Origin of the sequence: Shewanella ulleungensis, from assembly GCF_014648315.1 — a bacterium.
Lineage (GTDB): Bacteria > Pseudomonadota > Gammaproteobacteria > Enterobacterales > Shewanellaceae > Shewanella > Shewanella ulleungensis.
This window is the reverse complement of the sequence record NZ_BMQW01000002.1, coordinates 381,107-407,693: the sequence shown is the minus strand read 5'-3', so window position 1 is coordinate 407,693 and position 26,587 is coordinate 381,107. Positions and strand designations below refer to the sequence as shown.

The following is a 26,587-nucleotide window of genomic DNA, read 5'->3' as shown; positions in this document are numbered from 1 at the left end:
CTTAAAATAGTATCACTATTCAGTCTTTGTCACAGCAGGTGTTTGTATCGTTTTATTCAACATGGTTAAGTGCGTCTTCGGTATAGCGAAAATAACGTTTTACTGAAGCTTCATTAGTTAAATATGCCTGTAAGACTTTGGCAAATAGTGGGTCTTTATTCGCTTCTTGGACTAACACATCATCTCGGGCTTTTTTTAACGCTATCAATACTGAAGGAGGAAATGGTTTAATCTCGACGCTATGCTCATCAATAAGTGCATTCATTGCGGCAATATGGCCTTGAGTATAATCATCTAACATGTCTTGATTCACTGCTCGCGCAGCCACTTTAACTATGGTTTGCAAATCAGGTGTTAATGCAGCAAAAGCTTGTTTATTGATTAAAAACTCCATGGTTGAACCTGGTTCATGCCAGCCGGGGTAATAGTAATATTTAGCGACCTGATTTAAGCCTAAAGGCAAATCATTATATGGCCCTACCCACTCTGCAGCATCGATTGCGCCAGTTTGTAATGCACCATAAAGTTCACGGCCAGCAAGTTCATCAACAGGAATACCGCCAAGCTTTTTTAAGACCTCACCACCAATGCCGGGCAAACGCATCTTAAGACCTTTAATGTCCTCTGGAGAATGAATAATCCGATTAAACCAGCCTCCCATTTGCATCCCTGTATTGCCACCAGCTAACGGTAAAATGCCAAACGGTTGATACACTTCTTCCCACAGTGCCATACCGCCACCATAGTGTAACCATGCATTCATTTGTTGCGAATTTAATCCAAACGGGATCGACGAGAAAAACTGTGCAGCAGGCGCTTTGCCTTTCCAATAATAAGAAGCACTGTGCGCCATTTGAATCGAACCTTTACTGACGCCATCAAATACAGACAAGGCTGGCATGAGCTCACCGGCACCATAAACATCGATGGATAAGCGGCCATTGGACATCTGCTCAACTAATTGAGCGAAACGTTCTGGAGCCATACCTAATCCAGCAAGGTTTTTAGGCCAAGATGTCGCTAAACGCCATTTAATTACTTGGTAAGGTGACACGGGAGATTGCACTTCTGGCGGAGGTGTTTGCACTTCAGGTTGGCAACCTAACAGTAAAGTGAGTCCAATTAACCAGCTGGTTTGTTTCACCTTACCCATGACGACACCCTTAATTTTCAAACATAATTAAGAGTTACTCTAACATAAACATAACAACAGACAATGATTGTCACTCAATAAAAAACCTCACACAGAGGCGAGGCTTTTATCGTTTAACGTTTTGAATAGTTTTATTCTTTTGCCTGTTTAATGTTGCTAAGCTATTGCTTAACAACCAACAGCAAAAAGTGATCATAATACTGAACTAGCCTTTGCAGTTAGGCGTTTTAGGCACTTCATCTAATGCCTGCCATTCTGTTTCGGTATATACATTTATCGATAATGCATGTACACCATTGGCTAATTCATCCGCTAAGGCTTGGTTAATTAAACGATGACGGGCAAGTAAACGTTGCTCATTAAACTGATCACTTACAACAACCACTTTAAAATGGGTTTCTGAATTTGGCGGCACGTGATGACGATTACTTTCATTAATCACCTCTAAATGCACTGGCGCAAAGGCTTGACTCAATTTATCTGTAATGATTTTTTCGACAGACATAGTGATACTCTTGTTAATTCATATCAATGAAATCGCAGGTTACTGGTTTGCAGAATAAAGGTCAAACAAGCAGAGTAAAACTTCCTGTTGGTGCACAAGTTTTATTCAACTCTTATTTTGCTCACACATCCTCACGCCGTAGGCCAATCAGCCATATCCACTGTATCGAGACTAACATTAGCACTGCCCTCAACTTGTTGTAAGGCTTCACGGCCTTGCCATGCTGCAATAAAATGCCCGAGAGGATCGTAAGTTTGTTGCTGTTTGACAAGATTAAACCGCCTAGAGCCTCGAGGGTCTGCACCCACACCAGCTAAATATTGCCAATTGCCCCAATTGATTGCCACGTCATAATCAATGAGTTGTTGCTGAAAATATGCGGCACCGTAGCGCCAATCACATTGCAGCTCATGGATCAAACAACTGGCGACAATTTGCCGCCCCCGGTTAGACATGTAACCAGTGTCATTTAATTGCTTCATTAATGCATTAACCAGTGCAAATGGTGTGTTTGCTGTTTTCCAGGCTTGCAATCGTTGTGCATAAAAACTGGTTAACGGCTTTTTGCCGCTTATCCCAGAGAATCGAAATAATCTGCTATTAAATTTCTGGCTATACAAATGAAAATACTCTCGCCACAACAGCTCATATTCAATCCATTGTGTTGACTCATTTGCACCATGCTGAGATTCAAATCGGCGCAATGCAGACACGACTTGGCGCGCTGATATACTGCCATTAGCCAACCATGGCGAAAACTTTGTTGAGTGCTCCCAACCATCGAGTTCATTACGGACAACTTTGTAGTTGTGGGCCAAATTAGATGCAAAATAACTGTCTAATTGCAACTGGCCTTGAGTCTCGCCACCACAAAAAACATTACTCATCATGTGAGTTTGAGGTAGCCATTTAGGGTATCGTAACCATTCCTGCAACTGTTTATCTTGCGACTGCAGCGCAATCATTGGTGGCAACCACGACACGGCATCGCTTGGTGTATTGATATCAATACCTTCAAGTCGTTTACGAAATTGACTGAATGTCGCAGGGAGCGTATCTAAATGAAAAGGCAATTGCTGTAAGCTAAATAACGTTTGAGTCGTCAAGGTTAAAAATTGGATGCCGTTACTATCACTGCATTTTTGCTGAACACCCCGCCATGCGGCTTGCTCATCTGCGCCACTGTGATGGCTTCGATAAACCCGCGAAATATTATGTGTATCAATAATATGTGGCAAACAATCTTGCGCTCGAGCATAGACAATGTGAAGTTGTTGACCATATTGATTAAGCGAGTCATCTAGATCCCGCAGAGACTCGAGTAAAAAACGCAATTTGTACTTCCCTACATATTCGGCTTGATATTGATCGCTACGGAACCATTGCGGATCAATACAATACACGACCATAAGTTGCTCAGCATTCTTGGCTATGTCGGCAAATATAGGGTTATCGGCTATACGCAAATCATCGCCAAGCCAATAGAGCGCATTAACCTTCTGTTGTTGCGTTGTGACATCGCCTGTAGGTGAAGTTTTAACATTAGCTTTTATCATTTATTGCACCGCTGTAACTTGTTCTCATGCAGATTGAGTACGTAAACAGGGCACGGTAAGGTTCAATAAAAAGCTATTGACGTTTTCGCTACGAAGCGTTTTTACAACACATACTTAGCGATAGTAATGAGGGATAACATGCCTAAAAGTAAAATTAATTCTTGGTTCGGTTACCTTAAGTCGTTTAGGTAGCGCATGTTGCCAGTGCTGCTGCATACCAGGATGCATTATTAACAAATCACCTGACTCCAGTGCAAAATTTACTTTAGTTTGAGTCTCTTTATGGCGTACAACAAAATCTCGGCAAGCGCCCAATGTAACAGATGCTATCGCAGAACGAGTAACAATCTCAGGTTCATCATCACTGTGCCATCCCATACAATCATGGCCATCAGCATAGCGATTTACTAATACTGAATTGCTCTGTATTTGATAATCGCTTAGCAGCTTTTGACGTAATCGGCTTAATACTCGAGGCCAAGGTAATGCATTAATGTGTAATTTAGAATAATGATAATCGCAACCCACATCGCCAAACCACGCTTGAGTACGCGGAATAAGATGCTGCTTGCCATACACTTCAATCGTGACTTTTTCTAACGGATAGTGAGTCACCTCATTAAGCAACAACTGTTGCTGCTTAGCCGATAAAAAACCTTTAACCCAAGTGACGGGAGGATTAACTTGTTGATTAATTTTATATTCAACAACTACATTATCAGCATCGAGAGCTAACTCGGTTTGTGGCACATCAAAGTCAAACCCCTTTTGCAAACCAGACACCACGTCTCCTATTGACTCTCTACTATTAAAACCATCGCTTTATTTTCGCAATCCATAAACCCGATACCGCAATCAGCGCCATTAAGATCAATACTGCAAAATATCCATAAGACCATTTTAACTCTGGCATATTGTCAAAGTTCATTCCATAAATACCAGCGATAACCGTTAACGGCAAAAATATAGCCGTGACTAAGGTTAACGTCATCATCACCCGGTTAGTTTTATGTGCGCTCACAGAAATAAAACCATTAATTAAGCTACTGACTAACCCTTGGTACAAACTGGCACGACTCGATAAACGCTCAAACTGGTTATATAAATAACTCAACTGTGAATAATCAAATCCAATGTGATGTTGCCCATCATCACCTAACAGTTGCTGTAGCAACTCTTCATGATAACTAAACGAGCGCTTAGCCTTTTGTAATTTACTGCTAAATGCCATTAACTCAGTGAGTAAATCGTCACTTGAAGCATCAAAAATCTCGTCTTCAATATCGTTAAGGCGTTCTTCTAACGCCAACATCACCGCTAAATAATCCGTCACGATTTGCCGCATAATAGCAAAACACACCGAGCTCATTTCAGGCGTAACAATCGAATTATTATCAATCAATTGTTGGGAAACTTTGTTGACACTTATAGACGGTTTGAGATGCTGAGTAATCAAAAACTGACTATTAACATGCATCAACAAATGGCTTCTATCGAGTAATAAATAATTCTCGCGTTCCATCAACTCATGAGTAAGAAGATAAGCGTGATCGCTGTAAGCTTCTATTTGTGGTGGATGACGCTCACGATGTGCTTCTTCAAAATCAAGATTATCGATACCAAACTGAGGGTGTTTGTTAAAAAAAGCTTGATTATTCGGGCCGCTAATATCAATCCAAATAAGATGTAAATTAGGATCGTATTGCGACATTAAATTGTCGTCACCATGCGACAACAATTGACCTTGATTATCAAATAATAATATGTGGATTGTCATGATTGACTCGTGTTCAAACAGCACTAAAGCCAAATAAACTAACTGGCCAATTCTTGAGGCTCACCTTCTTCTATCACCATTTTGATCTGTTGAAAATGACTATTTACCCACGCACTGCTAATGGGGCCCCAAGTCGAAATTCGATAATACCCTTCATTATGTCGCTGACCTTGCTGAATAAAATCAACCTTAATGCCAATATCCGCAAAAGCCGAAATAGCATCTTGTAAAGTTCGTCTTGGCATACCTGTTAATTTTTGTAAGCTCAACAAGTTATGCTGTTCTTCATCAAGTAAATGCGCTAAATACAATTTTCGCAAAAAAGCCTTTTGCGATTTATTGACCACGTTAAGCTCAGAAAACATCATGATAACGCCTTATAAATAATACCACTTAATTTGAAATTACTGCATCTGTCGCCTTGCTTGCAAGTTATATCAACGGTTAAGACCGAATCAATAGGTAAAAATCGCTTGAGATAAACATTTACAACCTGCTAGTCGCTAATTGCCCTAAAAACATGGCAATATTACTCAGACGGTAACAAAGGAATAACATAATAATGAAAATAGACCCAACTGAAGACAGTCACCCGTTATCCACTCACGCCTCCGCCACATTGACTGAGTCAGAAGCTGAATACTCTCATTATGACCATGGCCCGAGTTTAACTCAGGCACAATATATCCCTTTGGCTACATTACCCTTGCAAGCTGTCGATGCTAATTATCCAAAGTTGCTACTCATTGTTAGTATCGCCATCGCCTTATTAATCACTCTCGTCATTACCATTTTTGGTCTAATAAACCCCGATATTCCAACGAGCGTGACATTATCAATATTGCCCTGCTATGCACTACTGGCCTTAATTGTCATTAAACTTATTCATCTTAAAGCCAAACGGATTGCCTATGGCGTATTTGAACATGAGTTAGTATTACGGGAAGGCCTTTTTTGGGTATCAACAACGGCATTACCTTATACCCGCTTACAACATGTTAATTTATCTCAAGGGCCACTTGAGCGAAGATATAGCCTCGTTACTTTAAAATGTTTTAGTGCTGGCAGTGGCGTAGCAGAAATCGATTTACCAGGGCTTAATGCTGATTTTGCAGAACATCTTCGTCAACATTTACTGGCAAAAGCGGCCAACAGCCATTTATCACAAACAGGCGATACGATAACCTCATTGCAAGACAAGACACCATCTGTTCAGCAGGCCGTCACCGAACATCATGGCGAGGATAGCGCTCATGGATAAACAGTCCAAAGTTGCACCTCAAGATACAGAACCTACTCATAAAAACCACAATCTTGCTGAGCAATTAAAAGACTGGCAAGCCTTGTCACCCTGGTCGATTATTACTTATATTTTCAGCACCCTTAAAGGCATTCTCAGCAACGGTTTTGCTGTGATCCCTTTTGTGTATACTGGCTGGAAACAGGGTTTTGATGCGCAATGGTTCATCTTGGCTGTAGGTGCACTCATCATCCTTGTAAGCATTGCCGCTACAGTTGAATGGCATAAGTTTCGTTTTCGCTTAAATGGCGATCAGCTAGAAGTAAAACGTGGGCTATTTTTTACTAAAAAAGACGAAATCCCACTCACTCGCATTCAAAACATTCGTTACGAGCAGCCTTTTTATTTTAAACCTCTGTCGTTAGGCACCTTAATTATTGAAACCGCTGGGTCCAAAAAAGATGAAGCACAACTTGCAGCCTTAGATACACAACAAGCACAAACACTTAAACGCTTATTACTCAGATTAAAACAAGCAGAGAATCCACTCAATAACTCGGCTCAAACTGGCAATGTCACACCAGTAGAAACAGCCAATACAGAGGAAATAGATTCACACCCCATCATCCGTAAATCGTTTGGTGATTTATTATTGTTTGGTTTTTACCATAATAACTTTATCTGGTTTGCTGTGATTGCTGGCCCAGTCCTTGGTCAACTCGATTTAGAAAAGGTATTTGACTCGCCAATAGCTAGGCAATCCTGGCTATGGATTGAGAGCCACACCCATCAAAACATTGGCTTGCAAAGTTTGTTTTTTATTATTGGTTTAATCTTTTTATATGGGGTGTTTTCACTCATCTCGATTATTGCTGCCGTATTAAAATATTATCCATACAAGCTCGACAGGCACGACGATACTCTTCAGCGCAGTGGCGGCGTAATTTCACATCAACAAGACGCCTTAGCCATTAAACGGATACAACTTATTCATGCTCAGCAGCCTGTGCTAGCTCGTTTATTTAAACGTTGGACCTTATATTTTAAACAAGTTAAAGGGCAAGAGGTTGAGCAGAAAACCAAGCAACATATGCTGATCCCCAGTGTAAAGCCAAAAGAAGTAGAACCAATATTAACTGCCATGCCCAATCTCAGTGGTGGCGCAAGCGCTTTGCCACGTCACTACACCCATATTCATATCAATTGGTTCACAAGGCGGATCATGTTGCCAATTACCATCGCTGTTTTACTGTCTATTATGGCATGGTTCGATGGTCGCAATTTAAGCTATTTTGAAACCACCTGGTTAATTACCTCCGCCGTGATAGGTGTCACCTATTTACGCTATCGACATTGGGGGTATGTGCTTGAAGATAAGGTGATTTGGCAGCATACAGGTCTATTAGGCCGGCAATGGAAACGCATTGCTTTTGACAAAGTACAGCATGTCAAAATAACCCAAACACAAGGGCAAAAGAGTTCAAAACTTGCTTATGTAGAAGTGGGCCTTGCCAGCGGTAGTATCATGTTTCCCTATATCCCAACTGACATTGCTGAGCAGATCACTTCTCGCTCGTTACATGCTGTAAGCCGTAATACTCAAAACTGGATTTAGCGTTAAACATCATACAAAGAGAAACGGCCATATTTATCAGCGCAAATGAAATAATTGATTTCTGGTTTGAACAAACAACACCAAAACTATGGTGGCTAAAAGATGCTGAATTTGATGTATTATTGACACAGAGGTTCACAGAACAACATCATGCAGCTCTGCAAAGTGAACTGTATCACTCTTGGTCCAGCATGCACCGAAAAGCCTTGAGTTTGAACTACAGCACCAAAAATTATCAACCAATTGGGCCGCTATCCGCACCGCAATGACATGTTAGGACGCACCTAAAGCAAAGCTGAAATTGAGTTTTTAACTCAACCAAGCTCAAGTTTTTTAAGGTTATTTAACTACTAATACCGGACACTTAGCCTTATTAGCTATTTCTTCTGCCACATTATCATGTAAAAAATGGGCAAGACCTGTACGACCATGACTGGCGATAACTACCATGCCTATTTCATCGCTATTGGCTTCAGCTAAAATTTCGGTCACAGCATCACCACGACGGATCACGGTTTCGATCTTTAAATCTGTTTTTAACTGAGCTAATAATTCATGCATTTGCTTAGCGGCAGCATCTTCCATGGTTTTGGCCAACTCTTCAGGTGTGATAGCAAGCACCATATAATTTTCATCACCAAGAGGTTGATCAACAACATTCAAAATACGAATACCCACATTGTACAAATTCGCCATTTCAATCGCATATCGAAGGGCATGTGACGCCGTATCAGAAAAGTCGGTAGGCCATAAAATATTACGTGTACGCATTTTGTTATCCTCCTAAAAGTGAACAACGAAAGAGTGAATTAATAACGTCTTCTTTGCACAACCAACAGACTGTATCCATAACGTTAACCACTCCCTTTCATAATTAGTGTAGTCATTAATGGGTGAGTTTTTAGTGATCAGAATCAAAAAATATATCAAAAACTTGCGTTAGTTCAAAAACAAGCTTAACATCAGACCGACTAATCAGTCGGTCTATTTTTGTACACATTGCCGAATTTATAGGTCATGCTAAAACAATAAGTACACGTAACCGACAACTCACTTCAGCCGGAGAATAATAATGAACATGGCAGTTGATAAGACAGTAAACTCACTTGCACAATTACTCAACACACAACGAAGCCGCTACTTGTCGCAACCAGCACCGAGTTATCAATCCCGGGTCAATAAACTAAACCAATTAAAACGCGCATTACTTGATAACCAGCAAAAAATAATCGATGCACTTAATCAAGATTATGGCCACCGCTCAGTAAATGACACTGTCATTTCAGATATTTTACCTTGCATTAATAATATCAATTACACCATCAAGCATCTTAAATCGTGGATGAAACCTAGCCGTCGCCATGCAGGTATGCTGCTGTCGCCTTCAAAAGTTTATGTTCAATACCAACCGCTTGGTGTAATCGGTATTATAGTGCCGTGGAACTTCCCAATAATGTTATCTATGGGTCCATTGGTAACAGCCATTGCAGCAGGTAATGGTGCCATGCTGAAAATGTCAGAGTTTACTCCAGCTACTAATGCGGTTTTACGACAATTACTGGCAAATATTTTTGAAGAATCAGAGGTTACGATTGTTGAAGGTGAAGCTGAAGTGGCCGCCGAGTTTTCATCGCTGCCATTTGATCATATCCTGTTTACTGGCTCTACTGTGGTGGGGCGTCATGTTATGCGTGCCGCGGCTAACAATTTAACGCCAGTCACCTTAGAGTTAGGCGGTAAGTCTCCAGCAATTATCGCCCCAGACATGCCAATGGAAACAGCTGTTGAACGACTCATATTTGGTAAATGTTTAAATGCTGGGCAAATCTGTGTTGCACCCGATTATGTGCTCTGCCCTGCAGACAAAGTCGATGAGTTTATTACTGCGTACCGTGCACGATTTAACAAAATGTATCCCAATTTTGTCGACAATGACGATTACGGCAACGTGATTAACGATCGTCAGTACCAACGTTTAATAAAAGTACTCGACGATGCTAAAAGCAAAGGTGCCAAAGTGTCTTCTGCAACCGATGATCCAGTATCAAGCAGTTCACGCAAATTAGCGACACAGCTCATTACCCAAACCTCCGATGACATGTTACTCATGCAAGATGAAATATTTGGGCCATTGTTACCCATTATTAGTTATCAAAATATGTCCGAAGCTATCAGTTATATTAACCGTGGAGACAGACCACTCGCGCTTTATTTAATGAGCTTTGATAACCAAACGCAGCAAACCATTTTGCAGCAAACTCATTCAGGTGGCGTTTGCATTAATGACACTGTGTTTCATGTCGCAGCAGATGACGCTCCATTTGGTGGCATTGGTCCATCAGGTATGGGCCACTACCACGGTAAAGAAGGCTTCTTAACCTTTAGCCATGCAAAAACGGTATTAAACAGTGGTAAAATCAACACGGGGGTTTTTGTACACCCGCCTTATGGTGGTGTTATTCAACGACTATTGATGAAGTTTTTCTTACGCTAATCATGCCCAACCTCAGCAAATCAATAGCAACATTTGCTGGGGCTCAAACCACTTAATTTACAGGTATTATTGACTTAATGAATAATGCGCCGAATAGCATCACAGATAAGAAACAAGCCATTTTAGATTCGGCGCTGTCACTGTTTGTCGAAAAAGGCTTTAATGCCACATCAACTGCATCAATTGCTAAAACAGCAGGTGTTGCTACGGGTACGTTGTTTCATCATTTCCCGACAAAAAATGACATAATGAATCAACTTTTTCTATCGATTAAGCAAGAATTTGCTAACCATATGGTTAATAGTATTGAACGATGTGGTGATATTGAAACAGATGCTAATAATCTGTGGCAAAAAGCCATTGATTGGGCCATAGCACAGCCACTTAAGCAGTTGTTCTTCCTACAATACTCAATGTCAGCCGATATTGATACCGCTGTGAGAAAGCAAGCGATGACGAGTATTTTAGGCTTTGTAGTTGATTTGATAGAGCAAGGTAAACAACAGGGGATTATTGCGGATTTTCCTAGTGAATTATTACTCGAAAATTGCCATGGTCAATACTTGGCCGCTATTCGTTTTTTTACCGACAACCCACATTTAGGTGATGATAAAATACATCGTAACGCCAGCTTTAAATTGTTTTGGCATGCAATGAAAGCTCAGTAGCGCCATAATTCACAAGCGAGTCTCTTAGTTAATCATCTAAACTAAAATCGGCTAAATCGACGTTATCACTAGCCGAATTATCCTTATCTTCAAAATCTAATTGCGCTGTATGGCTAGTTTGTTGATTAAGCACTTCTTGTTGTTTAGCTTTATACAGAGCATATTGACGACGACGTTTACGCTGCAAACATAAACGAATCACATCTTGTTTTTGTAACTCACTAAAAGTCATCCAGTTAAAACGCTCATCACGGCTTCGAAGACAGCCCACACAATAACCACGACTGTCAGACTGACACACGCCGATACAAGGACTGGGGACCGCAAAAAAACTTAACTGTTCCATCATCAGTGAGATTAACTCCAGTACATAAAATGAAGACTCTTTCAGATTATCGATTACTATACGATATAGTCGATAAATTAATCGATACAATCATCGTTACATGAATAGGTAACGGATCTATACGCATACCCTCGTCGTATATTAAGGTTATACTAATTGAATTAATTTTGTACATTATTGCTGTTTAATAGGAGGTCTCATGAAAACATTATGGCGTTCTGGTCAATTTTTTAGCCGCTACATTGGATGGCGTAAACCAGTTATCATATTAAGTTCGTTGCTATTCGTGGCGTCGTGCGCAACTAAACCCAAGCAAGATTATGATGTAAATTATGATTTTTCTGCGCTTAATAGCTTTAGTCAACTCACCATGAAGCAAACGGATGATCCATTAACAGCAGACAGAATTAATGCGGATATTAAACAAACACTGCTTAATCAAGGTTATGTTTATCAAGCTGACAATGCAGACTTTATTGTTAATTATGCCTTTGTTACTCAAGACAAAGAAAAAGATTCAGGCTTATCTATTGGCTTAGGCTCTGGAACTTGGGGGTCAGGCGGTGGTATTGGTCTTGGCACAAGCATCGGCATTCCTCTTGGAAGTGACACCGCAAAAACGCAAATGATACAGATTGATATTGTCGACCCTATAGACAAGCGTTTAATTTGGCGAGGTAATGGCCAGTATCACTTTGATCAAGGTGGCGAAGAAAAAGCACAAGAAATCAACAAAACTGTCATCGCAATTTTGGCACAATTCCCACCGCAAAAATGATAAATCATGGCCATTGTGTAATAAAAATACCCAATGGCCAGCTCGATATGACACCGATCAAATGCCAATCTCATAAAATATCTATTTAGCAATTAGCGGCGGCGCGGTAAACTGGCAATCACTTTACTTTATTGATTTGTTGAAATGACCACCGAAACATATAACCAAGCACTACTGACTTTAGCCCTGGCAGGCATTGATGCCATAAACACTTCTGCATCACAGCATAAAGCGCCAAGAACGCCAGCTCAAGAAAGCCACTTTTTATGCAATTGGATGGTTGAGTCACTAAAAACAAAACGATTTTCTAAATTGGTAGCAGACGACCTCACATCATGGATCCGTCAAGCACGTAGCCAAGGTGCAGGAGCTCAGCTTAAACGATTGCTGACTTGTATTGCCGATCAGTATCAACAAGCCAATGATAGTGCTATCGCTACAGGGGCTGGCCTTAAAAATCTATTAGCTGAATTAACTGAACAAAATTGGGTGATCATCACCGACACAGATATTGATGCTAAACTTAAGTTAGACAGTGTTGGGCAATCGAGCTTAATTATCTCGGCTAAAGAGTTTAATCAACACATCATCGATGACAACATCGTTAAACCTATTTCGATGTACATCCGCGGAGATGAAAATCAAGTGGCGCGTTTAGCACTCGCACAAGGGATTTTATTGAGTCAAGGTAATAAAAAAACCACATTAATTAAACACCACAAGACCTACACCTTACGGCCTAAAAACCTGCACCCAAGTTTATGTTTACTGTGTATTAATCAATATTAAAACCTGTAATTCGGCACACATGAATGTGAGGAGATACGATGAAAAGAAGCGTTATTGCGGTGGCTTGTTTTGTACTCTTTTTTTTAACTACACCTATTTATGCCGATACTGCGCTCAAATATAACATTAATGGTTCGAGTAATTGGGTACCTTATTACATATCAAATTCACCTGAAAACCCAGGTATTTTAGGTGAATTAGTGCCGCTTTTACTTGCCAATGCCAACATCAAAATTGAAAAGCACAGCTTCCCACCAAGACGAACCAACTATGCATTAGACAATGGCTGGCTAGACTTCGATTTTGTTAGCCCTAGCAGGTTCCCTAATAATGATCTAGGTGAGTTATTTGTGCAATCGTCTGCCATTATCGCCATAGAAGAGCACATCATCACCCTAGCCTCTAATGCTAAAGATTGGCAAAGCAGCGACAACCTAACAGGACAAGAAATTGGCACTGTTGGTGGCTATTTTTATCACGATGACACGGAGTTCACTCGGGTAGATTTCAGCTCGGAACGGGAGTTAATTAAAGCACTTTATAAAGACCGAGTAAAAGCAGCAATATCAGGTGACCTGCCAGCGTTATATTGGGCTAAACAGCTCAACTGCCCTGTTACGCTTGCCGCGCTGCATTCAAAAGGACATTTAGTGATGCGACTCAGAAAAGAACATGCAGCATTACTACCACGTATCAATGCTGCTATTGCTGACTTGCAGTCTAATGGCACTGTTTCACGCATTGTCGACAAATACACAAAATAGATGTGTTTACATACACAGGCCTGTAGCCTTTATCGCATCATTAAAAAGGGTTTACACTATAACCTTGGTGAGCCAATACAGCATGAGCCGTTAATGCCGATAGCGCCATATCAACTCCTGGCAATAAGTCATCAGGGGTAATACCATAATAAGCTGCGGTTTGGCCACACACATAAAATCTAACACCTTGTTTAACTAACTGCGCAATTAAGTCGGAATTGGCATTACTTTTACCTGTGTTGAGCATTTTGTAAAAATGCTCTTGAGTCACATCACTGGCAGCTTGACCATGAACCACCATCGCCAATGAAATGTCTTCCAATTTCACTCCTGCAGCAACATGCATGTTAATAAAACGAGCCAAGGTATCTATACTGCGGTTTAGTTCGCCCGGCTTTGCTGCTCTGCCTAAATCAAAAGCCACTTTAAACTTCATTCCCTTGGGGATCACTAAGCTACTATTAACCTCGGCTACTTTGCCATAATCTTTAATGACCGTGCCGGATTTAAATGCCTCAATACCGGCATTTGCAGTAAAAGAAGAGCACGCTAAAACACCAAATAACGCGGGAAATACCGCTCGTTTGTTCATTAAAGATGAATGGATTTTCATTATAGTCGTGTTCCTTATTTTGCTGGGGCTCACAGCTGATGTCGCAACCCGTTAAACAATTAGAATGTCACTTTACCACAGAATAACGAATAGATTTTAATAGGTTTCTGAGTATAATCGACTCTAAAATAAGCCAAAACTGATTAATATGCTAATACGCCCGATTTGCCTTAATGACTGGTCCTGCATTATGGCCATACAAGCTCAATGTTATGTAGAGCTCACTCCAGAATCGTTAAGTGTAATGCAAAGTAAATGGCTGGCATCGCCTTCAACATGCGTGGTATTTGAACAGGCACAAGAAGTGTTAGCATATGCTTTAGTGCACCCATGGAACCGTGGGGATGCACCATCATTAGACAGTGAGATATCATCACAACACTCAAACAGTTGGTATTTACATGACATGGCCATTGCACCGAGAGCGCAAGGTTTAGGGGTTGGCAAACAACTATTAACACATGTACTAGATCAAGCCAGTGCGTTAAATATCGACGGTATCGGACTTGTTGCGGTGCAAGGTGCGCACTCTTATTGGCTGCAACAAGGCTTTAAACCGCACGCAACGTCGCCAAAACTCACTCAATCTCTTGGTACTTATCCTGTTGGAGCCAGTTATTTATATTTAACATTATCTTAAATGTTATAAGACATAATGATCGCTCAATACTGGGTATAAGCAATTTTGTTGATAATATATGCCAAGTTATTGCGATCATATTGGTTATAGCTAGTTGAACGTGGGACAATTGACCCTCTATGTAAAAGCCTATCGTCGCAAACATTAAGCTATTACAACTTGGTACCTCATGCCTTTAACCACACAAAGGCAGGACAATCATCCTAGGTACCACATTATTATTGATTAAAGTGCTTTATATTAATTTCAGGAGTTCGCCATGGCGCGCCAAGTGATTTACATCTTTAAAGGTCAAACAAAAGTCATTCCATTTAGCTACGATATACACCACGATCTTTATGAAGCTGCTGCTGAGGCTGAAGGTATCGATTTAAAAAAGTTTCTATCCATGGAAAAGCAGATTGCATTGACCTCAAAAAAAGGCGCTAAAGCTGAAAAAGAGTTCCGCAAAAGTGAATTTGCTCGTTTTGGCTTTACCAGCATTAAGTTTGTTCGTGAAGATGATGAAATCTAACCTCAAGTGAGTCGTAAGGAATATCAATGTTAAACACAGAACATGCAAATTTCCCTCGAGCCAGTTTTGTTCGCAGAATCGGGGCGATAATTTATGATTCTCTACTTGCCGTTGCGGTATATATGTTTGCTGGCGCAATTGGTTTTGGTGTCTTCTTTGGCTTACAAAGCAGCGGTTTGATCTCACTAAATGGTTTTGAACATACTTCTGATCTACTCAATAACACGCCACTTTATCATGGGCTTTATCAACTCTGGCTAGCACTGTGTGTTGTGAGCTTTTATGCTATTTTTTGGAGCCGCGGAGGTCAAACTTTAGGGATGAGGGCATGGCGTTTAAAAGTCCAACATCCTAATGGACAAAACCTGAGCTTTATTACCGCTTGTGCTCGCGTAGTATGGTCTTTGTTGGGTATTGGCAACTTATGGATTTTAATCAATGCCGATAAACTTGCATTACAAGACATGATGACCCGATCAGAAGTGGTATTATTGTCGGTTGAAGCCAATCAAATGCGCAATTGGCACGGTGCATAATCATTAACTAACTCATAAGTTAATGATCAACCAATAAAAAATGGCAACCTAACTAGTTGCCATTTTTTATACATATTAAGTAAAAGCGTACTGACTCAACCCGAGCTACAGATAGTAAATATTATAATAATCAAATATTTAACAACATCACTTTCGAGCGTGTCATTTTTTAGTCTAATAAGCCAAACTGACGCACCAATAGCGAGTCTATTGTCAGTCTGCAGTTAGCAGGGTAAAACGCTGTTTGAACGTTATTATCCCTAACTCAAGTTATTTACGGATGTAATACAATGCAAAGCCGGTAAATAACGCACTGGGCGCTACTGCCCCAATAAAAGCCGGTATTTCGTAAACAATGCTCATTGGACCAAATATTTGATTACTGATATAAAAACTAAAGCCTGCCACAACCCCCAGTAAGACTCGAGCCCCCATCGTTACTGTGCGCAATGGACCAAACACAAACGATAAGGCCACTAACATCATCACCGCCACAGTCACCGGTTGCATAATCTTACGCCATAACGCCAAATCATATCGACTCGAGTCTTGTTGGTTAACCTCTAAATAGTCTAAATAATCCAGTAGTCCTCTAATGGATAACGACTCAGGCTTAACTGACACTACACTTAATTTATCAGGTGTCAGTGAAGAGCGCCAAATGTCGCTGTCAACATAATCCCGAACAACTTTTTCATCCTGTACTGAAGTGTGATTAACACCAATGAGCTTCCAAACATCACCCTTAAACATTGCCTGCTCAGCGTGAGTAACGCCAGTCAATTCTAGCTTATCATTAAACCTATACAGGCTTACATTGTTAAGCGAATCAACATTGATAACTTCACCGATATTAACGAACATATCGCCATCTTTAGCCCAAACACCTCGGTGAGACTTAATTAAGCTGCCACCAGAGGTTTTAACCGCTTGCAATTCTTTAGCACTTTTCTCCGCAATCGGGGCCCCCCACTCTCCTAGTGCCATGACCATAATCATCAGTGGAATAGCGGTTTTCATTGCAGATTGAGTAATTTGTAAACGCGACATACCGGAGGCTTGCATCACCACAAGCTCAGAATTAGACGCCAGCATACCCATGCCTATTAACGCACCAAGCAGAACCGCCATGGGGAAAAACATCTCAATGTCTCGTGGCACTAAAAACAATACGTAAATACCCGCATCGATTAACGTATAGCTACCGCGCCCGACTACACGTAACTGATCTACCCACTTAATAATGCCAGACAAGCCAGTTAAAATAAGTAAACACAGCGCCGAAGTGCTGACAATCATACGGGCAATATAAAGGTCTAAAATTCTCATGCGGTCACCTGCTTACGTTTAAATAAGCCTAGCAACTTCTTACCTGATGGCCGTTCTTTAACTAATAACAGTAACCCTAATATCAATGCACAACCATGGATCCACCACATGCCTAAATACTGTGGGACCACTTCATCTTGCAAAGCCTTACGTCCGGCAACCATCAATCCAAAATAACCTAAATATAGTAAAATAGCCGGGAACATTTTGGCGAACTTACCTTGACGAACATTCACTCGAGCTAAAGGTACTGCAATTAATGTCATTAAAGGAATAGCGATCGGAATAGCCAAACGCCATTGAAACTCCGCTGAAGCTTCAGGCCCCGGGGTTGCTAATAACTCATCAACGGGCAGTGCCGACAATTTACGACGACGCTCATCGACTTCCTGTTCTTTGATTTCCATTTTATAGCCACCAAACTCAATGGTCTGTAAATCAAGAGAATTAGGACTACCTTGGTAACGCACCCCGTTTTCAAGTTGTAATTGTTGGCTGCCAATATTGTCTTCTATTACTCGGCCTTGCTGAGCGACAACGATATTAGTTAAGCCATCTTCATCTTCAGGATCTGGCAACTGCGCCACAAATACGTTATTGAGCGAGTTATCTTTATTAATACGTTCTACAAACAACACAGCCCGCCCGTTAGGACTGGCTTGGAAGCGACCTTGAGTCAATGCAGCAAGACCGGCCTCCGACTGAGCTTTCTCTAATACTTGGTTTTGGCGTTCTTCGGCCCAAGGACCAACATAAACCGACAAATAAGCGGTAAAAATCAAATTACCAAGTGCTACCAACAGCGTTACGCGAGTGACATACCATTCGCTGACACCTACACCATGCAATACCACCATTTCATTTTCGGCATACATTCGCCCGTGAGCCAATAAAATGGCTAAAAAGAAACTCAGCGGCAACACTAATACCGTTAATTGTGGCAAGTTAAGCCCCAATAACGTCATGACTAATGATGCAGGAAATTCACCATCTGAAGCGTCAGCTAACACGCGAACAAATTGCTGGCTAATAAAAATAGTTAACAGTACTAAAAGTACTGCAAATTGCGCTTTTAAAACTTCACCAATCAGGTATCTAAATACAATCACAAGTAGGATCCGGTGGCTAAACTTATCTTTTTACTGGTATCAGAGTAACTTTCATGTAAACTGTCTACTTTCAGCAGTTTTGCTAGTTTTCTGACCAGCGCGGAAGGTGCTTTAGGGTCGTGATTAACATCTATTTTGGCAGTCATTTTTCGCCTATTTTTAGTTAATAATCCCAAACAGTTAACACCTTTTCGTTGATTATATGCCAGATGGCCTAATGCAAACATTATCTAATAAATATAAAAATTTGTCTTTAAGAATCTAGGAGTGCTCATGGAGTTTAGCGTAAAGAGCGGCAGCCCCGAAAAGCAACGTTCAGCGTGTATCGTTGTTGGTGTCTACGAACCTCGCCGTTTATCTGGTATCGCAGAGCAATTGGATAAAATCAGTGAAGGTTATATTAGTAACCTACTTCGTCGTGGCGACCTTGAAGGTAAGCCAGGACAAATGTTGCTATTGCATCACGTACCCAACGTATTAAGTGAACGAGTATTATTAGTTGGCTGTGGTAAAGAGCGTGAGTTAGACGAGCGCCAATACAAACAAATCATCACAAAAACCATTAGTACGTTGAACGAAACAGGCTCAATGGAAGCAGTATGCTTCTTAACTGAGTTGCATGTCAAAGGCCGCGACACCTATTGGAAAGTTCGCCAAGCCGTTGAAACAACTCAAAACAGCCTGTATTCATTTGACGCATTAAAAACCCGTAAGGGTGAAACTCGTCGTCCACTGCGTAAAATGGTCTTTAATGTACCTACACGCCGTGAGCTCACTATTGGTGAGCGCGCTATCGAGCACGGCACATCTGTGTCAGCGGGTATGCACTTATGCCGCGATGTGGCTAACATGCCGCCTAACATTTGTAACCCTGCCTATTTAGCATCACAAGCTCGTCAAATGGCCGAAGTGTACGAAAAACTTAAAGTCACTACCGTTGGCGAAGAGCAAATGGCCAAATTGGGCATGAACTCATACCTTGCAGTAGGCCGTGCTAGCAGCAATGAATCGATCATGACAGTGATGGAATATCAAGGCGCCGTAAATAGCACAGAAAAACCGATTGTACTTGTAGGCAAAGGCTTAACTTTTGACTCAGGCGGAATTTCATTAAAACCAGGCGAAGGCATGGATGAAATGAAATACGACATGGGCGGCGCAGCTGGTGTTATTGGCACCATGAAAGCCTTATGTGAAATGAAATTACCTATTAATGTGATTGGCGTGTTGGCTGGCTGTGAGAACATGCCTGCGGGTAATGCATATCGCCCAGGTGACATTTTAACGACGATGTCAGGCCAAACTGTTGAAGTACTTAATACCGACGCAGAAGGTCGTTTAGTGTTATGTGACGTATTAACCTACGTTGAGCGCTTTGAACCAGAATTGGTTATCGACACAGCAACCTTAACCGGCGCATGTGTGATTGCATTAGGCAAACACGCTTCAGGCCTGTTTAGTTCGCATAACCCATTGGCACATGAATTACTCAATGCTGGTGAGCAAAGTGGCGACCGCGCATGGCGTATGCCGTTATGGGACGAATACCAAGACATGCTTGATAGCCCATTTGCGGACATGACTAACTTAGGTGGCCGTCCTGCAGGTTCTATTACCGCGGCGTGTTTCTTGTCTCGCTTTGCTAAAAAGTATAACTGGGCGCATTTAGATGTAGCTGGTACTGCTTGGAATAGCGGCGCAAACAAAGGTTCAACCGGTCGCCCGGTGCCTATTTTAAGCCAGTTCTTAATTAATCGTGCTGGTGTTGAAATTAGCGAGTAAGCCTTACGGTTTAACGCATTTAAAAAGGGTAAAGCATATGCTTTACCCTTTTTTATTATTATTTTAGTGGGGTTATAAATCATCGACCACATCGATAAGCGTCACTCTGAGTTTTCTCAATATTGGTCACGGTAGATACATCATTAAACCTCATAATTCGAGTAGCAGATAGAACAACCGCTTACCTTATCAGATCCAGCAAGATTGGCTGTTACATTAACAGAAGACTGCTCACGATAACTCGTTCACATAAAACAATAATAGTGCAGTCATAGTTTGTTTTATGACCTCATTACATGATAGATTATATATTGTACAAATTTACATTAAATACTTTACTTAACAATCAGAAGGAATTGATTGAATGGCACAGCAAGTTCAAGGATCTTTTAACGTTAAGTTGGTCATTTTTTGATGAAAAATTACCGATTATCCACGCTTTGTTTATTCTTCAGCATGTTTGCTGCATTAGTGCCTTTAAATCTGTTTGCACAGCCTCTTACCGACACCCAGTTTATCACTCATCCTTTACACCCTTTTAGCTATCAACAAAATGGCCAGTTAAATGGTTTCTCTGTTGAAATTGTTAAAGCGATGATGGAAAACAAGCACGTAAACAATGATATCGAAATGTATCCTTTTAATAGAGCATTTCAAATGCTAAAAGAACAACCTAATACGGCGTTATTTATTATCGCAAAAAGACCTGAACGAGAACAAAGCATGAAGTGGGTCGGATCTATAATTAGCAGCGGTGTGTATTTTTATAAAAAACGAAGTTCTCAATTGTCTATCACTCACTTAGAAGACCTCAAGCGAGTACAGAATATTGGGGTGGTGCTTGATAATGCCGATCACACATACTTGAGCGCCCAAGGGTTTACCAATCTCAGCACCGACAAAGCACAGCTGCAATCTCTCAAGATGCTCAGTTATGGCAGAGTTGACGTTGCCCCCATGAGCGAATTAGTAATGCCTTTTTTAGCCAAAGCCGCCAATATTGATATCAATAGCATAGAGCGTACACCAATCAAACTGTACGATTCGACACTGTATATTGCGTTCTCAAACGACACCAGTGACGAGGTAATTGCGCTATGGCAACAAGCATTTGATGAACTTAAAATATCAGGGCGTTATCAAGCAATTTATGACCGATATTTTGCCAAAGAAATCATTATCGCTAAGCACTAAAAAATCCAAGCAGCAAAAACAAACACCTCAAACCCAGCGCCATTGTGTTAAAAACGTTAACCAAGATCCTGTTAATCATCTACTTATTTTATTCGCTAAAAATATCGCTATCGACAATGCCGATTTATAAACATCTAAGCGAACAAAATAGCCTAAACAATTGTTAACTTGTTACGTATTCGTAACAAGTTTATTCTCTCGTTTGCAAACATGATAACCGCATAATCTATAAAATAAACTCGTTGAAAGGGATCTTCAGGTGAAAGCGTTAAAAGTCATCATCATTACCATCTTAAGTGCATTGGCGCTGTATGGATTAGTGGCCATTCTATTGGGCTGGTTGCTCAGCTCCATGTGCGGTAATACCGTTTACACCGAATCGCTATCATTAGATAAAATGTATAAGGCTGTTATCTTTGAAAGAAGCTGCGGCGGCGCTTCTGACTTCTCAACCCAAATATCAATCATCAAAGCTGACGAGCAACTGTGCGACAATTGCGCTGGCGACGTACTAATTGCCAATGGTCATCCCAACAACAATAAACTCAACCTAGTCTGGTTAGGGCAACAAGATTCTGACGACCAACATCTGCAAATTCATATTCCTGCGGATATTATAATTGAGACAAAAGAAACCATGTGGTCTTCTTGGTTTGACAATATCGATATTTCCTACCCTGTTTTTGACCATTACCCATTAGCCTGTGAACAAACGCCGCAGCCTAAAGCGTGTCAATTCGTAACAAATGATCAGAAACTGATTGATGCATTAGTCCAATTTAAAGACTTTAAAAACAATAAAGCTCTTGCTGTTGCTGTTAGCGAAAGTGGTCATATTCGCTATGGCTACGGTTTTGGTTATGACTCAATGTTAAAAGCGCAACGCAGAGCATTAAAAGAGTGCATCAAAGGCACAAGCCCTACCCATGTAAAATGTGAATTAATTCGCTAAGGGTAGCTAATGCGATTTGAGCGCCAGCAACATAAAACACATATCATTGATGACCAAAAAATCGATGTCCGTTACGACCGCTTCACGACCCGCTTTAGCTTATCCATTAATGAGCAACGGGTTTATACCCAGCTACTTATACCAATCCGCATTAGAATGTGCTCTTTTAGCGAAAGTTATCAGTGAGGTATTCGAGGCAGCCTTTTGAGGGCATAGTGCACTACGTTAAGAAAGGCTAACAAAGAATACCACTCTGATAAATTCGCCCTTCGGGGTTGCGTCACAAACCCCATTACCGCATCAAATGACTTTGATGTAGATGACTACACCTGCAGTCATTTTCTTTGTACTGGGTCTAGTGACGCAGCCTAAAATAGATCACATTCTAATAAGGATTGGTATTATATTAAGCCCATGGCGTAAACAGCAAATAATGGTTAATAACATCCCCTACAATTTAACGATTAGATGGTTTGTGTTGTGGCGTTCAAGCTTAACGCCACAGCAATCAGCGCCTCAACGTCCATCCATCGAAGAGCTATTACCGCAGCGGCGTAGAAAATCCATTATGATCGCGCTATACGTCGGATTAATCAGCACGATTAAACTGACACTCATGACATTGAGCTATGCAAATATCATATAAATCGCAGAACCACAGCCATTAACCCGCAAGCGATTTTAGTGTAAACTCGTGGCCAACTTATTAACCGGTAAAAAGCTGCACAACATGACTCAAGCCTTGTTTTACCTTATGCCTGATAATCATAATCAAATGAGTGCATTAGACGCACTTTATTTGGCTGCCTGCCGGTTGGCTGAACAACACTATCGTCAGCAAAAAACAGTCTACATACATTGCAAAGACAAACAACAAGCTTATGCAATTGACGAGTTACTGTGGCAATTTGAGCCAAGTGCCTTTGTACCGCATAATTTAAAAGGTGAAGGCCCGGTAACAGGCGCGCCTGTTGAAATTGGTTTTGACACCCTAGGGCCAAATAAAAGTCGCCAAGTTCTGATTAATCTTGCAGACCAAATGCCCACTTTTGCGGTAAACTTGCCCCATATTATCGATTTTGTCGCTAATGACGATGAGCTCAAGCGCATTGCCCGCAATCGCTACCGTCAATATCAAAGTGCCGGCATCACACCCAGCACTCAAGCATTAGCAGAATAAACACTTAATTTAGATAGAGAACATAACGCTCCTATGGAAAAAACATACAACCCAAAGTCTATCGAACAAGCCCTTTACCAAAATTGGGAAGAGCAAGGTTACTTCAAGCCGCATGGCGATGAATCACAAGGCAACTATTGCATCATGATCCCGCCACCGAACGTAACCGGTAGCTTACACATGGGTCATGCATTCCAAGACACTATCATGGACACCCTTACCCGCTATCAACGCATGAAGGGTAAAAATACCCTATGGCAAGTGGGTACTGACCATGCAGGTATTGCGACTCAAATGTTAGTTGAGCGTAAGCTTGAAGCCGAAGAAGGCAAAACACGCCATGATTTAGGCCGAGATGCGTTTATCAACAAAGTTTGGGATTGGAAAGCCGAATCAGGTGGAACAATCACTAAACAACTTCGTCGTATGGGTGCCTCTGTTGATTGGGATCGCGAACGTTTCACCATGGACGAAGGTTTATCAAAAGCAGTTCAAGAAGTGTTTGTGCGTCTTTATGACGACGAATTAATTTATCGCGGTAAGCGCCTAGTTAACTGGGATCCAAAGCTACACACTGCCATTTCAGACTTGGAAGTTGAAAACAAGGAGAAGCAAGGCCACATGTGGCATTTCCGCTATCCTTTGGCGCAAGGCGCATTAACTAGCGACGGTAAAGACTATTTAGAAGTTGCCACAACCCGCCCTGAAACCATGTTAGGTGACAGCGCAGTTGCGGTACACCCAGATGACGAACGTTATCAGTCACTCATTGGCAAATTCATTCTATTGCCTATCGTTAACCGTCTAGTGCCTATTGTGGCTGACGATTATGTCGACATGGAATTTGGCACAGGCTGTGTGAAAATCACTCCTGCACATGACTTTAACGACTATGAAGTCGGCAAACGTCATGCATTGCCTATGTACAACATCTTCACCTTAGATGCATCGGTACGTAGCTTTGTTGAAGTGATTAACACTGATGGCACCCCAAACAAAGAAATTGAAATAGCCTTACCAGAGCGTTATGTCGGCCTAGACCGTTTTAAAGCCCGTGACGCTATCGTGGCAGAATTTGACACGCTAGGTTTACTTGAAAAAGTCGCGCCGCACGGCTTAAAAGTGCCTTATGGCGATCGCTCGGGCGTGGTGATTGAGCCATTATTGACAGACCAATGGTACGTTGCGGTTGAGTCTATGGCCAAAACAGCCATCGAAGCGGTTGAAACTGGCGAAATCAAATTTGTACCACAGCAATATGAAAACATGTACTTTTCATGGATGCGTGATATTAACGACTGGTGTATTTCACGTCAGTTATGGTGGGGACACCGTATTCCAGCATGGTACGACGAAAATGGCAAAGTTTACGTTGGTCGTAATGAAGCAGAAGTACGCGCCAAACATAAGCTTACCGATTCAGCAGTACTGCGCCAAGACGATGACGTATTAGATACTTGGTTCAGTTCAGCGTTATGGACATTCTCAACCCTAGGCTGGCCAGACAATTTAGAAGACTTAAAAACTTTCCACCCAACCGACGTGTTGGTGACAGGTTTTGACATTATTTTCTTCTGGGTTGCCCGTATGATCATGATGACCATGCATTTCATTAAAGATGAAAACGGTAAGCCACAAGTGCCTTTTAAAACCGTTTACGTGACCGGACTTATCCGTGATGAAGTCGGTAATAAAATGTCAAAATCTAAAGGTAACGTGCTTGACCCATTAGACATGATTGACGGTATCGAACTAGAAGCCCTAGTAGAAAAGCGTACCGGCAACATGATGCAGCCGCAACTTGCCGCTAAAATTGAAAAAAGCACTCGCAAAGAATTTGCCGATGGTATTGAAGCTCATGGCACTGATGCTCTGCGCTTTACGTTAGCAGCAATGGCATCAACGGGTCGTGACATCAACTGGGACATGAAGCGCCTAGACGGTTACCGCAGTTTCTGTAATAAGTTATGGAACGCATCACGCTACGTGCTGATGAACACCGAAACCCAAACAAACCCAGACAGCGACGAAGCCGGTACACCACTAGATTGCGGTCAAATCTTAGTTGATGGCAAACCAGGAGAAATGGAACTGTCATTAGCCGACCGTTGGATCATCGGTTTATTTAATCAAACCGTAAAAACCTTCGACGACTATATGGCTGCATATCGTTTTGACTTAGCCGCTAATACCTTATACGAGTTCACCTGGAACCAATTCTGTGATTGGTATTTAGAGCTTACTAAGCCTGTAATGCAAAATGGCAGCGAAGCACAAATGCGTGGCACGCGCCATACATTGGTGACTGTACTTGAAAAAATGCAGCGTTTAATGCACCCAATTATGCCGTACATTACCGAAACTATTTGGCAACGTGTTAAGCCGTTGGCAGGGGTAACAGGCGACACCTTGATGCTGGCTACCTTCCCAACATATCAAGCAGGCCATGTTGATGAGACAGCAATGGCAGACCTTGAGTGGGTTAAGCAAGTCATTGTGGCAGTACGTAATATTCGTGCAGAACTCAACATTGCTCCTTCTAAGCCGCTGAATGCATTAGTGCGTGGTGTAAGCTACCAAGACCGTATACGCCTTGAAGCAAACCAAACATTCTTTGCCAGCTTAGCGAAACTAGAAACCATCACCATTCTTGAAGAAGGTGAAACTGCACCAATGTCGACAACGCAGTTGGTGGGCAATATGGAATTGCTTATCCCAATGGCAGGGTTAATCGATGTTGCAGCCGAGATGGCCCGAATCGACAAACAGTTAGAAAAGCTAGCACAAGAAATTGCCCGTATTGAAGGCAAGTTATCTAATGAAGGTTTTGTGGCTAAAGCCCCAGCTGCCGTTATTGATAAAGAGCGTGCCAAAATGACCGACTTAACTCGCGATATTGAAAAGTTAAACGAGCAAAAAGGTGAGCTGGCTAAAATAGAAGCGTAATCAATTAATTACATTGACACTAAAAACCAGCGATGTGTCGCTGGTTTTTTTATTTTGCTCTAAATACAAACTTTAATATCTCATTTTGCGTTTTTGCTGTATAAGCT

The 26,587-nt window shown here is 41.4% G+C and carries 28 protein-coding genes; 17 read left to right on the top strand and 11 right to left on the bottom strand.

Annotation, left to right across the window (positions count from 1 at the left end):
• Positions 1 to 52: 52 nt before the first annotated feature.
• The 6 genes from IEY40_RS05555 to IEY40_RS05530 form a co-directional block, all read right to left on the bottom strand.
• The gene (locus IEY40_RS05555) at positions 53 to 1,153 is read right to left on the bottom strand and encodes a TRAP transporter substrate-binding protein (RefSeq protein WP_188954142.1); all 1,101 of its coding nucleotides are present in this window, start codon (positions 1,151 to 1,153) and stop codon (positions 53 to 55) included.
• Positions 1,154 to 1,358: 205 nt separating this feature from the next.
• The gene (locus tag IEY40_RS05550; RefSeq protein WP_188954140.1) at positions 1,359 to 1,658 is read right to left on the bottom strand and encodes a BolA family protein; all 300 of its coding nucleotides are present in this window, start codon (positions 1,656 to 1,658) and stop codon (positions 1,359 to 1,361) included.
• Positions 1,659 to 1,789: 131 nt separating this feature from the next.
• Positions 1,790 to 3,214 (bottom strand): DASH family cryptochrome, encoded by a 1,425-nt coding sequence (locus tag IEY40_RS05545; protein WP_188954137.1) that lies wholly within the window; start codon positions 3,212 to 3,214, stop codon positions 1,790 to 1,792.
• Between the two features lie 114 nt (positions 3,215 to 3,328).
• Entirely contained in the window at positions 3,329 to 3,997 is a 669-nt protein-coding gene (locus tag IEY40_RS05540; RefSeq protein ID WP_428848137.1) for an alpha-ketoglutarate-dependent dioxygenase AlkB family protein, read from the bottom strand.
• Between the two features lie 25 nt (positions 3,998 to 4,022).
• Positions 4,023 to 4,991 carry a magnesium transporter CorA family protein gene (locus IEY40_RS05535; protein ID WP_188954135.1) on the bottom strand — a complete coding sequence of 323 codons (969 nt, stop codon included), beginning with the start codon at positions 4,989 to 4,991 and terminating at the stop codon, positions 4,023 to 4,025.
• A 38-nt stretch (positions 4,992 to 5,029) separates the two neighbouring features.
• The gene (locus IEY40_RS05530; RefSeq protein WP_188954585.1) at positions 5,030 to 5,356 is read right to left on the bottom strand and encodes a winged helix-turn-helix domain-containing protein; all 327 of its coding nucleotides are present in this window, start codon (positions 5,354 to 5,356) and stop codon (positions 5,030 to 5,032) included.
• Positions 5,357 to 5,553: 197 nt separating this feature from the next.
• Here IEY40_RS05530 and IEY40_RS05525 point away from each other — a divergent pair, with 197 nt between their 5' ends.
• The 3 genes from IEY40_RS05525 to IEY40_RS05515 are packed head-to-tail and all read left to right on the top strand — an operon-like array spanning position 5,554 to position 8,115.
• Positions 5,554 to 6,252: a PH domain-containing protein gene (locus IEY40_RS05525; protein ID WP_188954133.1), complete on the top strand. Its 699-nt coding sequence runs from the start codon at positions 5,554 to 5,556 to the stop codon at positions 6,250 to 6,252.
• Positions 6,245 to 7,846, top strand: a complete 1,602-nt coding sequence (locus IEY40_RS05520) for a PH domain-containing protein (protein WP_188954131.1) — start codon at positions 6,245 to 6,247, stop codon at positions 7,844 to 7,846. The genes IEY40_RS05525 and IEY40_RS05520 overlap by 8 nt, the downstream gene beginning before the upstream one ends.
• Positions 7,837 to 8,115, top strand: coding sequence for a DUF924 family protein (locus IEY40_RS05515; protein ID WP_283107975.1), 279 nt, complete (start codon positions 7,837 to 7,839; stop codon positions 8,113 to 8,115). Before IEY40_RS05520 ends, IEY40_RS05515 begins: the two co-directional genes overlap by 10 nt.
• A gap of 70 nt (positions 8,116 to 8,185) precedes the next feature.
• Here IEY40_RS05515 and IEY40_RS05510 read toward each other — a convergent pair whose 3' ends face one another.
• The gene (locus IEY40_RS05510) at positions 8,186 to 8,617 is read right to left on the bottom strand and encodes a universal stress protein (protein ID WP_188954129.1); all 432 of its coding nucleotides are present in this window, start codon (positions 8,615 to 8,617) and stop codon (positions 8,186 to 8,188) included.
• A 301-nt stretch (positions 8,618 to 8,918) separates the two neighbouring features.
• Between IEY40_RS05510 and IEY40_RS05505 the strand changes: the two genes are divergently transcribed.
• Positions 8,919 to 10,340: a coniferyl aldehyde dehydrogenase gene (locus IEY40_RS05505; RefSeq protein ID WP_188954127.1), complete on the top strand. Its 1,422-nt coding sequence runs from the start codon at positions 8,919 to 8,921 to the stop codon at positions 10,338 to 10,340.
• A 77-nt stretch (positions 10,341 to 10,417) separates the two neighbouring features.
• A complete protein-coding gene (locus IEY40_RS05500) occupies positions 10,418 to 11,008 on the top strand; it encodes a TetR/AcrR family transcriptional regulator (protein ID WP_188954125.1) in 591 nt (196 codons plus the stop codon).
• Between the two features lie 28 nt (positions 11,009 to 11,036).
• On the opposite strand, the gene IEY40_RS05495 is transcribed toward IEY40_RS05500, so the two are convergent.
• Positions 11,037 to 11,354, bottom strand: a complete 318-nt coding sequence (locus IEY40_RS05495; RefSeq protein WP_188954583.1) for a DUF1289 domain-containing protein — start codon at positions 11,352 to 11,354, stop codon at positions 11,037 to 11,039.
• Between the two features lie 241 nt (positions 11,355 to 11,595).
• On the opposite strand from IEY40_RS05495, the gene IEY40_RS05490 reads away from it, so the two are divergent.
• From IEY40_RS05490 to IEY40_RS05480, 3 genes are all read left to right on the top strand, one after another.
• Positions 11,596 to 12,132, top strand: coding sequence for a DUF4136 domain-containing protein (locus tag IEY40_RS05490; RefSeq protein WP_188954581.1), 537 nt, complete (start codon positions 11,596 to 11,598; stop codon positions 12,130 to 12,132).
• Between the two features lie 144 nt (positions 12,133 to 12,276).
• Entirely contained in the window at positions 12,277 to 12,921 is a 645-nt protein-coding gene (locus IEY40_RS05485) for a DUF2913 family protein (protein WP_188954122.1), read from the top strand.
• 38 nt (positions 12,922 to 12,959) lie between these two features.
• A complete protein-coding gene (locus tag IEY40_RS05480) occupies positions 12,960 to 13,685 on the top strand; it encodes a substrate-binding periplasmic protein (RefSeq protein WP_188954120.1) in 726 nt (241 codons plus the stop codon).
• 40 nt (positions 13,686 to 13,725) lie between these two features.
• Here the strand turns inward: IEY40_RS05480 and IEY40_RS05475 are convergent, their stop codons facing one another.
• Entirely contained in the window at positions 13,726 to 14,292 is a 567-nt protein-coding gene (locus IEY40_RS05475; RefSeq protein ID WP_428848145.1) for a DsrE family protein, read from the bottom strand.
• Positions 14,293 to 14,488: 196 nt separating this feature from the next.
• Between IEY40_RS05475 and IEY40_RS05470 the strand changes: the two genes are divergently transcribed.
• The 3 genes from IEY40_RS05470 to IEY40_RS05460 all read left to right on the top strand — a co-directional run bounded on the left by IEY40_RS05470 (position 14,489) and on the right by IEY40_RS05460 (position 15,988).
• Positions 14,489 to 14,938 (top strand): GNAT family N-acetyltransferase, encoded by a 450-nt coding sequence (locus tag IEY40_RS05470; protein ID WP_188954118.1) that lies wholly within the window; start codon positions 14,489 to 14,491, stop codon positions 14,936 to 14,938.
• A gap of 259 nt (positions 14,939 to 15,197) precedes the next feature.
• Positions 15,198 to 15,452 carry a DUF2960 domain-containing protein gene (locus IEY40_RS05465; protein ID WP_188954116.1) on the top strand — a complete coding sequence of 85 codons (255 nt, stop codon included), beginning with the start codon at positions 15,198 to 15,200 and terminating at the stop codon, positions 15,450 to 15,452.
• Between the two features lie 26 nt (positions 15,453 to 15,478).
• Positions 15,479 to 15,988: an RDD family protein gene (locus tag IEY40_RS05460; protein ID WP_188954114.1), complete on the top strand. Its 510-nt coding sequence runs from the start codon at positions 15,479 to 15,481 to the stop codon at positions 15,986 to 15,988.
• A 270-nt stretch (positions 15,989 to 16,258) separates the two neighbouring features.
• On the opposite strand, the gene lptG is transcribed toward IEY40_RS05460, so the two are convergent.
• Both lptG and lptF read right to left on the bottom strand, forming a co-directional pair.
• Complete coding sequence (gene lptG, locus IEY40_RS05455) at positions 16,259 to 17,317, bottom strand: LPS export ABC transporter permease LptG (protein ID WP_188954112.1); 1,059 nt, start codon at positions 17,315 to 17,317, stop codon at positions 16,259 to 16,261.
• Complete coding sequence (gene lptF, locus IEY40_RS05450; protein WP_188954110.1) at positions 17,314 to 18,426, bottom strand: LPS export ABC transporter permease LptF; 1,113 nt, start codon at positions 18,424 to 18,426, stop codon at positions 17,314 to 17,316. The genes lptG and lptF overlap by 4 nt, the downstream gene beginning before the upstream one ends.
• Positions 18,427 to 18,699: 273 nt before the next feature.
• Between lptF and pepA the strand changes: the two genes are divergently transcribed.
• From pepA to IEY40_RS05420, 6 genes are all read left to right on the top strand, one after another.
• Positions 18,700 to 20,208, top strand: coding sequence for a leucyl aminopeptidase (gene pepA / locus IEY40_RS05445; protein ID WP_188954108.1), 1,509 nt, complete (start codon positions 18,700 to 18,702; stop codon positions 20,206 to 20,208).
• A gap of 414 nt (positions 20,209 to 20,622) precedes the next feature.
• Positions 20,623 to 21,402, top strand: a complete 780-nt coding sequence (locus IEY40_RS05440; RefSeq protein WP_188954106.1) for a substrate-binding periplasmic protein — start codon at positions 20,623 to 20,625, stop codon at positions 21,400 to 21,402.
• A gap of 259 nt (positions 21,403 to 21,661) precedes the next feature.
• Positions 21,662 to 22,354, top strand: coding sequence for a hypothetical protein (locus IEY40_RS05435; protein WP_188954104.1), 693 nt, complete (start codon positions 21,662 to 21,664; stop codon positions 22,352 to 22,354).
• 319 nt (positions 22,355 to 22,673) lie between these two features.
• Entirely contained in the window at positions 22,674 to 23,000 is a 327-nt protein-coding gene (locus IEY40_RS05430; RefSeq protein WP_188954102.1) for a hypothetical protein, read from the top strand.
• An 84-nt stretch (positions 23,001 to 23,084) separates the two neighbouring features.
• Positions 23,085 to 23,534 (top strand): DNA polymerase III subunit chi, encoded by a 450-nt coding sequence (locus tag IEY40_RS05425; RefSeq protein WP_188954577.1) that lies wholly within the window; start codon positions 23,085 to 23,087, stop codon positions 23,532 to 23,534.
• Positions 23,535 to 23,567: 33 nt separating this feature from the next.
• Entirely contained in the window at positions 23,568 to 26,480 is a 2,913-nt protein-coding gene (locus tag IEY40_RS05420; RefSeq protein ID WP_188954100.1) for a valine--tRNA ligase, read from the top strand.
• Positions 26,481 to 26,587: the final 107 nt, after the last annotated feature.

Bases quoted from the DNA above. Each gene is read 5' to 3' on its own strand.
- IEY40_RS05420 (WP_188954100.1), top strand. From the start codon at position 23,568: ATGGAAAAAACATACAACCCAAAGTCTATCGAACAAGCCCTTTACCAA.
- pepA (WP_188954108.1), top strand. From the start codon at position 18,700: ATGGAGTTTAGCGTAAAGAGCGGCAGCCCCGAAAAGCAACGTTCAGCG.
- IEY40_RS05460 (WP_188954114.1), top strand. From the start codon at position 15,479: ATGTTAAACACAGAACATGCAAATTTCCCTCGAGCCAGTTTTGTTCGC.
- IEY40_RS05485 (WP_188954122.1), top strand. From the start codon at position 12,277: ATGACCACCGAAACATATAACCAAGCACTACTGACTTTAGCCCTGGCA.
- IEY40_RS05520 (WP_188954131.1), top strand. From the start codon at position 6,245: ATGGATAAACAGTCCAAAGTTGCACCTCAAGATACAGAACCTACTCAT.
- IEY40_RS05425 (WP_188954577.1), top strand. From the start codon at position 23,085: ATGACTCAAGCCTTGTTTTACCTTATGCCTGATAATCATAATCAAATG.
- lptG (WP_188954112.1), bottom strand. From the start codon at position 17,317: ATGAGAATTTTAGACCTTTATATTGCCCGTATGATTGTCAGCACTTCG.
- IEY40_RS05440 (WP_188954106.1), top strand. From the start codon at position 20,623: ATGAAAAATTACCGATTATCCACGCTTTGTTTATTCTTCAGCATGTTT.
- IEY40_RS05555 (WP_188954142.1), bottom strand. From the start codon at position 1,153: ATGGGTAAGGTGAAACAAACCAGCTGGTTAATTGGACTCACTTTACTG.
- IEY40_RS05510 (WP_188954129.1), bottom strand. From the start codon at position 8,617: ATGCGTACACGTAATATTTTATGGCCTACCGACTTTTCTGATACGGCG.
- IEY40_RS05470 (WP_188954118.1), top strand. From the start codon at position 14,489: ATGGCCATACAAGCTCAATGTTATGTAGAGCTCACTCCAGAATCGTTA.
- IEY40_RS05535 (WP_188954135.1), bottom strand. From the start codon at position 4,991: ATGACAATCCACATATTATTATTTGATAATCAAGGTCAATTGTTGTCG.
- IEY40_RS05430 (WP_188954102.1), top strand. From the start codon at position 22,674: ATGACTACACCTGCAGTCATTTTCTTTGTACTGGGTCTAGTGACGCAG.
- IEY40_RS05500 (WP_188954125.1), top strand. From the start codon at position 10,418: ATGAATAATGCGCCGAATAGCATCACAGATAAGAAACAAGCCATTTTA.
- IEY40_RS05545 (WP_188954137.1), bottom strand. From the start codon at position 3,214: ATGATAAAAGCTAATGTTAAAACTTCACCTACAGGCGATGTCACAACG.
- IEY40_RS05480 (WP_188954120.1), top strand. From the start codon at position 12,960: ATGAAAAGAAGCGTTATTGCGGTGGCTTGTTTTGTACTCTTTTTTTTA.
- IEY40_RS05530 (WP_188954585.1), bottom strand. From the start codon at position 5,356: ATGTTTTCTGAGCTTAACGTGGTCAATAAATCGCAAAAGGCTTTTTTG.
- IEY40_RS05525 (WP_188954133.1), top strand. From the start codon at position 5,554: ATGAAAATAGACCCAACTGAAGACAGTCACCCGTTATCCACTCACGCC.
- IEY40_RS05465 (WP_188954116.1), top strand. From the start codon at position 15,198: ATGGCGCGCCAAGTGATTTACATCTTTAAAGGTCAAACAAAAGTCATT.
- IEY40_RS05550 (WP_188954140.1), bottom strand. From the start codon at position 1,658: ATGTCTGTCGAAAAAATCATTACAGATAAATTGAGTCAAGCCTTTGCG.
- IEY40_RS05495 (WP_188954583.1), bottom strand. From the start codon at position 11,354: ATGGAACAGTTAAGTTTTTTTGCGGTCCCCAGTCCTTGTATCGGCGTG.
- IEY40_RS05505 (WP_188954127.1), top strand. From the start codon at position 8,919: ATGAACATGGCAGTTGATAAGACAGTAAACTCACTTGCACAATTACTC.